Annotated in this window: 8 protein-coding genes and 1 pseudogene; 7 read left to right on the forward strand and 2 right to left on the reverse strand. The window is 72.3% G+C overall.

Annotated elements, in window-relative coordinates:
• The first annotated feature begins 505 nt into the window (after positions 1-505).
• Positions 506-2,002 carry an MFS transporter gene (locus FF041_RS09125; RefSeq protein WP_153521864.1) on the forward strand — a complete coding sequence of 499 codons (1,497 nt, stop codon included), beginning with the start codon at positions 506-508 and terminating at the stop codon, positions 2,000-2,002.
• A 122-nt stretch (positions 2,003-2,124) separates the two neighbouring features.
• Here FF041_RS09125 and FF041_RS09130 read toward each other — a convergent pair.
• Positions 2,125-2,565: pseudogene (locus FF041_RS09130) on the reverse strand (response regulator); the annotation flags it as partial.
• Between the two features lie 371 nt (positions 2,566-2,936).
• Between FF041_RS09130 and FF041_RS09135 the strand changes: the two are divergent.
• From FF041_RS09135 to FF041_RS09145, 3 genes are all read left to right on the forward strand, one after another.
• Positions 2,937-3,824: a MaoC/PaaZ C-terminal domain-containing protein gene (locus tag FF041_RS09135; protein ID WP_153521866.1), complete on the forward strand. Its 888-nt coding sequence runs from the start codon at positions 2,937-2,939 to the stop codon at positions 3,822-3,824.
• Positions 3,825-3,860: 36 nt separating this feature from the next.
• The gene (locus FF041_RS09140; RefSeq protein ID WP_323391493.1) at positions 3,861-4,937 is read left to right on the forward strand and encodes a Zn-dependent alcohol dehydrogenase; all 1,077 of its coding nucleotides are present in this window, start codon (positions 3,861-3,863) and stop codon (positions 4,935-4,937) included.
• 150 nt (positions 4,938-5,087) lie between these two features.
• On the forward strand, positions 5,088-6,032 hold the full coding sequence (locus FF041_RS09145) for a 3-oxoacyl-ACP reductase (protein WP_153521868.1): 945 nt from the start codon (positions 5,088-5,090) through the stop codon (positions 6,030-6,032).
• 395 nt (positions 6,033-6,427) lie between these two features.
• Here FF041_RS09145 and FF041_RS09150 read toward each other — a convergent pair whose 3' ends face one another.
• Positions 6,428-7,591 carry a hypothetical protein gene (locus FF041_RS09150; RefSeq protein WP_153521870.1) on the reverse strand — a complete coding sequence of 388 codons (1,164 nt, stop codon included), beginning with the start codon at positions 7,589-7,591 and terminating at the stop codon, positions 6,428-6,430.
• A 320-nt stretch (positions 7,592-7,911) separates the two neighbouring features.
• Here FF041_RS09150 and FF041_RS09155 point away from each other — a divergent pair, with 320 nt between their 5' ends.
• From FF041_RS09155 to FF041_RS09165, 3 genes are all read left to right on the forward strand, one after another.
• A complete protein-coding gene (locus FF041_RS09155; RefSeq protein WP_323371717.1) occupies positions 7,912-8,751 on the forward strand; it encodes a Nif3-like dinuclear metal center hexameric protein in 840 nt (279 codons plus the stop codon).
• Positions 8,748-9,488 (forward strand): zinc ribbon domain-containing protein, encoded by a 741-nt coding sequence (locus FF041_RS09160; RefSeq protein WP_194291974.1) that lies wholly within the window; start codon positions 8,748-8,750, stop codon positions 9,486-9,488. Before FF041_RS09155 ends, FF041_RS09160 begins: the two co-directional genes overlap by 4 nt.
• Positions 9,488-9,878: reverse transcriptase-like protein (locus tag FF041_RS09165; RefSeq protein WP_153521872.1), on the forward strand; the 391-nt coding region annotated here is incomplete at its 3' end. The genes FF041_RS09160 and FF041_RS09165, both read left to right, overlap by 1 nt.

Consider the following 9,878-nt stretch of genomic DNA (forward strand, 5'->3'; position numbering starts at 1 on the left):
GACCCCCACGGGGCTGATTTTGGCTCCCCGCTCCTCAATCTTCCCCAGACTTCGTCCGGGGGGACCCCCAAGGGGCTGGGTTTGCCGGGGGCGGAGTGTGCGGGGTCCCTGGGTGCGGGGTCCGTCCTCAATCGCCGGACGGGCTGGTTCTTCCAGGATCGGCGGGTTTGAGGTCTCAGGGGAGGGGGCCGCGCAGGGGTGGTGCCGGGACGTAAAACGTGATTTGTGGCGCGAAGGAGGCCCGCCATCGAACAAGGACTGGAAACGCGCCCGTAAATCATGAGTCCCGGCACCACCCCGGAGCGGACACCGCACCTACCCCACCGGCCCCAGCCCAGAACAGGCCCCACGGAGCGGCCCGGAGCGGACCCCGGACCCCGGCACACCGCACCCCAGCCCCACCCCGAAGCACCCGCGCAAGGCGCGGCCCCCGCCCAGCCCGCGCCGCGCATTCCGCGCCCGTACATCCCGGTGCGGATGTGCGGACTCGGCCGGGGCTGAGAACATGACAGTCATGGTCCAGGCCCCCTCGGAAGTCGAGAAGTCCCGAATACCCGTATCCCCCGCCCGCCCCACCCGCACCTGGCTGGTGATCGCCGCCGCCTGTGCCGGACAGTTCCTCGTCGTTCTGGACGTCTCCGTCGTCAATGTGGCGCTGCCCTCGATGCGCGCCGACCTCGGACTCTCCACCACCGGACTCCAGTGGGTGCTCAACGCCTACTCCATCGCGTTCGCCGGTTTCATGCTCCTCGGCGGCCGGGCCGCCGATATCTTCGGGCGTAAGCGGACGTTTCTCTTCGGTCTCGGCCTCTTCACCGCCGCCTCCCTCGCGGGCGGGCTCGCCCAGGAGGGCTGGGAGCTGCTCGTCGCCCGCGCGGTGCAGGGCTTGGGCGCGGCCGTGCTCGCCCCGGCGACCCTCACCATCGTGACCGCCGCCGTGCCCCCGGGGCCCGCGCGCACCCGGGCGATCGGCACCTGGTCGGCGGTGGGCGCGGCGGGCGGCGCGGCCGGCGGATTCGTCGGCGGTCTGCTGACCGATCTGCTCAACTGGCGATGGGTGCTGCTGATCAATGTCCCGATCGGGGCCCTGGTGCTGCTCGGCGCGGCCCTCTGGCTCACGGAGAGCAGGAACGGCGCGGCCCGCCGGCTCGATCTGCCGGGCGCGGTCCTGGTCACGGGCGGTCTCGCGGCTTTCGCGTACGGCATCGTCCAGACGGAGGAATCGGGCTGGACCGCCGCCGCGACCCTGCTGCCCCTGCTCGGCGGCCTCGCCCTGCTCGGGCTCTTCACTCTGGTGGAGGCACGGACCGCCGCGCCGCTGATGCCGTTGAAACTCTTCCGCTCCCGGGCCGTCTCGGCGGCCAATGTGACGATGTCGCTCTGTGGCTCGGCGTCCTTCGCCATGTGGTTCTTCATGACGGTGTACGCGCAGAACGTGCTCGGCTACACCCCGCTGGAAGCGGGTCTGGCGCTCATCCCCAGCTCCGTCAGCGTGCTGCTCGGCTCCACGCTTGCCCCCCGGCTGATGGCGCGGGCCGGGGCGGTGAACGTCGCCGCCGCCGGAGCGCTGATGGCCGCCGCGGGCTTCGGCTGGCAGTCCCTGATGACCGTGGACGGCGGCTATCTGGCCACGATCCTCGGCCCTGGCGTGCTGATGATGATGGGCATCGGGCTGGCCGCGACCCCGCTCGCCGTCCTCGCCACGTCCGGCGCCGATCCGGGCGACGCGGGCCTGGTCTCCGGGATGATCAACACCTCGCGCACCATGGGCGGCGCGCTGGGTCTTGCGGTGCTCTCCACGGTCGCCGCGTCCCGTACCGCGGGCAGCGCCGACCCGGCGGATCTGGTGGCGGGGTACGCGCTGGCCTTCCGGGTCGGCACGGGGTTGCTGCTGGCCTGCGCGGTGCTGAGCCTGCTCTGGCTGCCGCGCTGCGCCGAGCAGCCGCATCCGGGCGAGCAGCCGCAGGCCCCTCGACCGGCGCCCGATCCGGCCCAGTCGTAGCGGGTTCGCGGCGGCCCGCCGCCAGGGGGCGCTCGGAAGACACCTCGGAAGACACCTCGGAAGACACCTTGGAAGGCGCTTGGAAGGCGCTCGGAAGGCGCTCAGGGCGCCGCTTCCGCGACCGGCCCCTCGTCCGGCGAGGCCGCCGCGAACGCGGGATCGATCACGGTCTCGCCGGTCAGCACCAGCCGGATGGCCCGCGCCAGCTCCTCCACCGGCCCGTCCTTCACCAGGAATCCGGCGGCGCCGGCCGCCATCGCCCGCCGCAGATACCCCGGACGGCCGAAGGTCGCGAGAAGGAGTACCCGGCAGTCCGGGACCTCGTCCCGCAGTTCGGCGGCGGCGTCCAGACCGCTGAGCCCCGCCAGCTCGATGTCCAGCAGGGCCACATCGGGGCGCACGCCCAGGGCCGTACGGGTGACCTCGTCGCCCCGGCCCACCTGGGCGACCACCTCGATGTCCGGCTCAAGGCCGAGCAGTATCGCGAGCGCGCCGCTCGGCAGATCCGGGTCCTCGGCGAGCAGGACGCGTACGGACTTGGCGGGGCGGTGGTCCCGGGGCATCTCGTCCACGGCGCCATCGTAGGCGCGGCCAGGGTCCACGGCCCGGACCCGGGCCGCGGACCCGGGCCGGGCGTGCCCCCGCGCCCCCGCGCCCCGTCCGGGATATACCGCCCAGCGCATATCTGACATACCGTCAGTGCGTGCCGCGGGCGCTCTTCACAAGTGGTGGGGCCTGCGTTATACATAGGATCGGCCGACCCTAGAACGCGTTCTAGAACGGGCGCCGGGCCGGCCCTGTACGGCCTCGGCGCGGTCGACGGTGCGGACGGCCGCGCCGAGGTCTTCACCGCGCCAGTCGCCCGAGCATGAGCGGAGCACCCTCAGGAACAGCAGCGGAACAGCAGCGGAGCCAGCAAGGGAGCAGCAGTCATATGCCCATCGATCCCGCCCGGGCCGTCGCCGCGCCACCCCGCAGCGCCGAGATCAGCTGGGACCGCAGAGACGTCCAGCTCTACCATCTCGGCCTCGGCGCCGGAGTCCCCGCCACCGACCCGGACGAACTGCGCTACACCCTGGAGTCCCGGCTCCATGTGCTGCCGAGCTTCGCCACCGTCGCGGGCGCGGGCAGAGGCATCGTGGGCGGGCTCAGCACCCCGGGCGTCGACATCGACCTCGCCTCCGTACTCCACGGCGGCCAGAGCATCAGACTGCACCGGCCCATTCCCGTCCAGGGCTCCGCCGTCTCAGCGTCGCGGATCGCCGCCGTCTACGACAAGGGCAAGGCCGCGGTCCTGGTGCTGCGCGCGGAGGCGTCCGACGCCGACGGCCCGCTCTGGACGAGCGAGTCCGAGGTGTTCGTACGGGGAGAGGGCGGCTTCGGCGGCGAGCGCGGCCCCTCCGTCCGTACCGGCCCCTCCGTCCGTACCGGATCGTCCGGCGAACCGGATATGACCGCCGAACCGGACAAGACCGTCGAGCGGCCGGTCCGCGAGGACCAGGCGCTGCTCTACCGGCTCTCCGGCGATCTCAATCCGCTCCACGCCGACCCCGCTTTCGCCGCGCGCGCCGGGTTCGACCGTCCCATTCTGCACGGGCTCTGCTCCTACGGTATGGCCCTCAAGGCCGTGGTCGACACCCTGCTCGGCGGAGAGGTCGCCCGCGTCCGCTCGTACCGCGCGCGCTTCGCCGGGACGGTGTTCCCCGGCGAGACCCTGCGGATCCGGATGTGGGCCGGTGAGGGCCGGATCGGCGTCGCGGTCGACGCCGTCGAACGGGACGGCGCACCGGTGCTCACCCACACCGTCGTAGAGCACCTCTGAAACCCCCGCCCCAGACCATACGAGAGGAGCCGCGCCGTGCGCGCAGCCGTACTGCACGAGACAGGACAGAGCAAGCTCGAAGTGCTCGACGACGTGGAGGCCGTGGGCTTCGGCCCGGGCAAGGTGCGGGTCCGGATCCGGGCCACGGGCCTGTGTCACTCCGACATCTCCGCGATGACCGGCGTACTGCCCCAGCCCGCGCCGTTCATCCCGGGCCATGAGGGCGCGGGCGAGATCGCCGAGGTCGGCGACGGGGTGTCCCATCTCAGGACCGGCGACCGGGTCCTGGTCTGCTGGCTGCCCTCCTGCGGAAGCTGCCCCTCCTGCAAGCGCGGCCAGACCCAGCTCTGCCTGGCCGGGTTCAGGAACGCGGGCACCCCCAACTTCCAGCGCCCCGGCGGCGACGTCTTCGGCTTCGCGGGCACGGGCACCTTCGCCGAGGAGGTCGTCATCGACGCCTCCTGCGCGGTGCCGATCCCCGACGATCTGCCCTTCGACATCGCCGCGCTGATCGGCTGCGGAGTGACCACCGGCCTCGGCGCCGCGATCAATACCGCCGATGTGGCCGCCGGTTCATCGGTCGCGGTCATCGGCTGCGGCGGGGTGGGTATCGCGGCGATCCAGGGCGCACGGCTCAAGGGCGCGGCGCAGATCGTCGCCGTCGACCCGATCGCCTCCCGGCGCGAGGCCGCCCTCCGCTTCGGGGCGACCGAGGCGGTGTCGCCGGACGGACTCGGCGACGCCAGGAAGCGCGTCGCCGGGAGCGAGGGCTTCGACTATGTCTTCGAGGTGGTCGGCAAGTCCGCCACGGCGCGGACGGCGTACGAGAACACCCGGCGCGGCGGCACCCTCTGCGTCGTCGGCGCGGGCGCGATGGACGACTTCCTCCAGCTCAACATGTTCGAGCTGTTCTTCGACGAGAAGCGGATACTGCCGTCGCTGTACGGGGGCGGGGATGTGCTCGCCTCCTATGAGCGGGCGATCGCGCTCTGGCGGGCGGGACGGATCGACCTGGAGAACATGATCACCCACCGGGTGCCCCTGGCGGAGATCAACGACGCGCTGGAGCAGATGCGGACGGGCACCGCGCTGCGCACCTGCATCGAGATCTGAGCGCGTCGAACGGTCCGCCGTGATCCGAGCGCGTCGAACCGTACACCGCGATCCGAGCCGTACACCGCGATCCGAGCCGTACACCGCGATCCGAGCGCTTCGAACCGTCCGCCCGCGTGCGTTGCCGCGACCTGAAGGAGAAGGAACCCGATGTCTCTGCCACTCGACGGCCTGTCCGCGATCGTCACGGGCGCGGGCCGTGGTCTCGGCCGCGCCGAAGCGCTCGAACTGGCACGCCTCGGCGCGAGCGTGGTCGTCAACGACTACGGCCGCCCGGGACGGGACGGCTCGGGGGAGGGCTCGGCGGCCCCGGCTGAGGCGGTGGCCGGGGAGATCCGCGCGGCGGGCGGTTCGGCGCTCGCGCACCATGGCGACGTCGCCGACCACGACCAGGCCCGCGAACTGGTCGAACTGGCCGTATCCGGCTATGGAAAGCTGGACATCCTGGTCAATAACGCGGGCATTCTCCGCGACCGGATGATCTTCTCGATGAGCGAGAGCGAGTGGGACTCGGTGGTACGGGTCCATCTCAAGGGCCACTTCAACACCACGCACTTCGCGTCGGCCCACTGGCGGGAGCGCTCGAAAGCGGCGGGCGGTCCGGTGTACGGCCGGATCGTCAACACCTCGTCGGAGGCGTTCGTCGCGGGTTCGGCCGGTCAGCCCAACTACGCGGCGGCCAAGGGGGGGATCGTCGGGCTGACGACCTCGACGGCGCTGGCGCTGGAGAAGTACGGCGTCACGGTGAACGCGATCTGCCCCAGGGCGCGGACCAGGATGACGGAGGACGTCTTCGCGGGCTTCGGGGAGCCGGCCGCCGGGGAGCTGGACCCGCTCTCGCCCGAGCATGTGTCACCGCTGGTGGGCTATCTGGCGTCGCCCGCCGCCGCTGCGGTGAACGGCCAGTTGCTGGTGGTGCACGGGGGGATGGTGGCGATCGTGGAGCGGCCGAGGGTGTCGGCGAGGTTCGACACCGCGAAGGAGGCGTTCACCTATGACGAGCTGGACGCGGTGCTGACGCCGCATTACGCGGTCCGGCCGCGGGGGGAGACCTTCGCGGCGGCGGAGATTCTGCGGCTGAAACGAGGCGGATGAGGCTCGGGGGTCCGGGGCTCCCGGGCAGGTTCAGGGCTCAGGGCTTCCGGGAGGGCCTGAGCCTGAGCCGGCCCGTGTCTGGTGCGGTCCCCCGGGCCCGGACGCCCAGGGCCCGCCCCGTGTCTGGTGCGGGACGGGCCCTGGGCCTCGGTGCGGGCGGCGAGTCGCTCAGGCCGCCGCGTCCGATGACGGCCTGCGGTGCCTGCCGTGCGGCTCCCTGGCGGCAGAATCCTCGCTCGCCGCCGCGACCCCCCGGTGCTTGCCGGCGCCTTCGTTATCCGATCCCTCGATCCCGTGCGGACGGGCCTCAGCCGTATCGGTCCGGGCTTCAGACATGTGGGAACTTCCCCCGTCGTGTAATCGCTGAACAGTGTGAACTTCGCAGGGCGCAAAGTTTAGCCAAGCCCCTTCCGGCCCATCAGCGGTGCCTGCTGCAAAGGCACAGGTCTGCGCGCCTCACGCGGTTCACCCGGGCCGGTCTCCCCCGCTGGCGACGCCCCCTGTTCCCCCTGCGCCCCGTTCCCCCGGGCGGCGGCCTCCCGCGCGAAGAGCCCCGCCGCGTCCAGCCGGGCCAGCCCGCACTCACCCCGTCCCCCCGAGACATACGGCAGCCTCAGCGCCCCCCGGGCGTCCCAGACCCCGGTGCCCGCCAGCCACCCCCTGGGCGCCGCCAGTTGACGCAGCCGCCCGCCCGACGGCTGCCAGAGACCCAGCCTGCTGCCCGCCGCCCCCTCGATCCACAGTGCCACCCCGCAGCGCCCCGGCTCCAGTGTCTGCCCCGGCTGCACGGCGAACGGCCGTACCGCGCAGTCCGGGAGCCGCAGGCTCTCCGGGAAGCGCACCGGGAGCGTGCTCCCCATGATTCCCCAGCCCAGCCGGTCGTGGCCCGCCGCGTTCGAACGGATCAGCAGCAGCCCGCTGTCGGGGTCCGCCAGCAGCAGCCGGTCATCGCTCCCCTCCGCGATCTGGAGCAGCGCGGTCGTCTCGCCGCCGCGCTCCAGATCCACCGTCACCGCCTTCACCGGACCGCCCGCGCCCTGCTCCCGGTCGAGCGCCAGCATCCGCCCCGTCCGGTCCAGCCACACCCCGCCGGAGCAGCGGCCCGCCACCTCCGCGACATGCTCCGGGCCGAACGCCCCGCCGACCACCAGCCAGACGGCCGTCGACCGGGGCCCGGGGACGAGCGCGTACGCCCTCCGCCCGTCCGGCGACGGCGGCAGCAGCACCAGAGAGGCCGTCTCGATCCCGCCGAGCGGGAGCTCGCCCGTGCCCGGGCCGGTCGGATACACCAGCGAGAACAGCTGCCGCCCGGCCACGCTCCGCCGGATCAGCACCCGCCCGTCCGACAGCGGGAGCACATCGGTGCCCCGCTCCTCGGGCTGGGCCAGCGGCAGCTGCACCGCGTAGGGCTCGGGACCGTCCAGCGTCCACCGCTCCGGATAGAGATCCTCGCCCTCTCCCGCGAGCCGGGCGGCATACGCGCCGTCCGCGGTGATCGTGATCCCCGGGCCGCTCACGGACGTACTCTCCGCGGCGCTCTCGATGGCACAGACTGTCATCGGTTCGTCACCTCCAGCCACGAAGCTAGGTTTCGTACTTCCTGCCGAACAACAGGAGAACCGTCTCTTCACACATAAGGGTGGCCGGTGCGGTGTTCGGCTGAGGAAGGTGAGGCGGTTGTGCTGGCGGACCGGGGAGCGCCCTGGGCCCGCAGGGGTATCAGGTGACCTGCGGGCCCCCATACGCCCCATGGAACCTCGGTTGTCCCGTGGGGCGTATGGGGGACAGGCGTCCCGCCGGGGGCGCGAGCCCGGCGGGATCCGGACGAGAGGTCCCGGGTCCCAGACAAGGGGCCGTTCCGCGCGGGTAACCTGTTCGCGTGCCCCGTCTGTCTGAAGTCATCGCCGCCCTCGACGCCCTCTGGCCCCCCTCGCGCGCCGAGCAGTGGGATGCCGTCGGCACCGTATGCGGCGATCCCGACGCGGAGATCCGCCGGGTGCTGTTCGCGGTGGACCCCGTGCAGGAGATCGCCGACGAGGCGGTCGAGCTCGGCGCTCAGCTGATCGTCACGCACCACCCCCTCTATCTGCGCGGCACCACCACGGTCGCCGCCGATCACTTCAAGGGCCGGGTCGTCCACACCCTCATCAAGAACGACATCGCCCTGCACGTCGCCCACACCAACGCGGACACCGCCGATCCCGGGGTCTCCGACGCCCTCGCCGGAGCCCTCGACCTCCGCGTCGTACGCCCTCTGGTCCCCGACCCCACCGACCCCTCGGGCCGCCGCGGCCTCGGCCGCGTCGGCGAGCTGGACCACCCCGAGACCCTCGCCGAGTTCGCCGAGCGGGCCGCGAAGCGTCTCCCCGCCACCGCGCAGGGCGTCCGCGTCGCGGGCGACCCGGCCGCCGTCGTCCGCACGGTCGCGGTCAGCGGCGGCTCCGGCGACAGCCTGTTCGACGCCGTACGGGCCGCGGGCGTGGACGCCTTCCTCACCGCGGACCTGCGCCACCACCCCGTCTCCGAGGCCACCCAGCAGTCCCCGCTCGGGCTGGTGGACGCCGCGCACTGGGCCACCGAATGGCCCTGGTGCGAGCTGGCGGCCACCCAGCTCGACGAGATTTCCGACCGCCATGGCTGGAACCTCAGAGTCCATGTCTCCCACACGGTCACCGATCCCTGGTCATCCCGATTCTCTTCTCCTGGAGCCCCCAACTGAACGCCGCGCCCGCCGACCAGATCCGCCTCCTCGAAGTCCAGGCGCTCGACGTACGCCTGTCGCAGCTCGCGCACAAGCGCAAGTCGCTGCCCGAGCACGCCGAGATCGAATCGCTCACCAAGGACCTCATCCAGCTGCGTGATCTGCTGGTCGCAGCCCAGACCCAGGAGAGCGACCTCGCCCGCGAGCAGACCAAGGCGGAGCAGGACGTCGACCAGGTGCGCCAGCGCGCCGTCCGCGACCAGCAGCGCCTGGACGCGGGCGCGGGCTCGCCCAAGGACCTGGAGAACCTCCAGCGCGAGATCGTCTCCCTCGCCAAGCGCCAGGGCGACCTGGAGGACGTCGTCCTCGATGTGATGGAGCGCCGCGAGTCCGTGCAGGAGCGGCTCGCCGAGCTCACCGGCCGGGTCTCGGCCGTCCAGACCAAGACGGACGACGCCACCGCCCGCCGCGACACCGCCCAGACGGAGCTGGACGCCCAGACCGGCTCGGTGACCCGGGACCGCGAGGCCGTCTCCGCCGCCGTCCCCGCCGATCTTCTCAAGCTGTACGAGAAGCTCCGCGTCCAGCAGGGCGGCGTGGGCGCGGCCCGTCTCTACCAGCGCCGCTGTGAGGGCTGCCACATCGAGCTGAACATCACGGAGCTGAACGAGGTGCGCAAGGCGTCGCCCGACACCGTGCTGCGCTGCGAGAACTGCCACCGCATTCTCATCCGTACCGCCGAGTCCGGCATCTGATGCGCGGGTTCGTCGTCGAGGCGGACGGCGGCTCCCGGGGCAATCCGGGCCCCGCGGGCTATGGCGCGGTGGTGATCGACGCGGCGAGCGGGGAGACGCTGGCCGAGGCCGCCGAGTACATCGGCGTCGCGACGAACAATGTCGCCGAGTACAAGGGGCTGGTCGCGGGCCTGAAGGCGGCGTACGCGCTCGACCCCGAGGCGAAGGTCCATGTCCGCATGGACTCCAAGCTGGTGGTCGAGCAGATGTCGGGCCGCTGGAAGATCAAGCACCCGGATATGAAGCCGCTGGCGGCGCAGGCGGCGCGGGTCTTCCCCGCGTCGTCCGTGACCTATGAGTGGATCCCGCGCGAGAAGAACAAGCACGCGGACCGGCTCGCCAACGAGGCCA

This window comes from Streptomyces jumonjinensis (assembly GCF_009600885.1).
Lineage (GTDB): Bacteria > Actinomycetota > Actinomycetes > Streptomycetales > Streptomycetaceae > Streptomyces > Streptomyces jumonjinensis.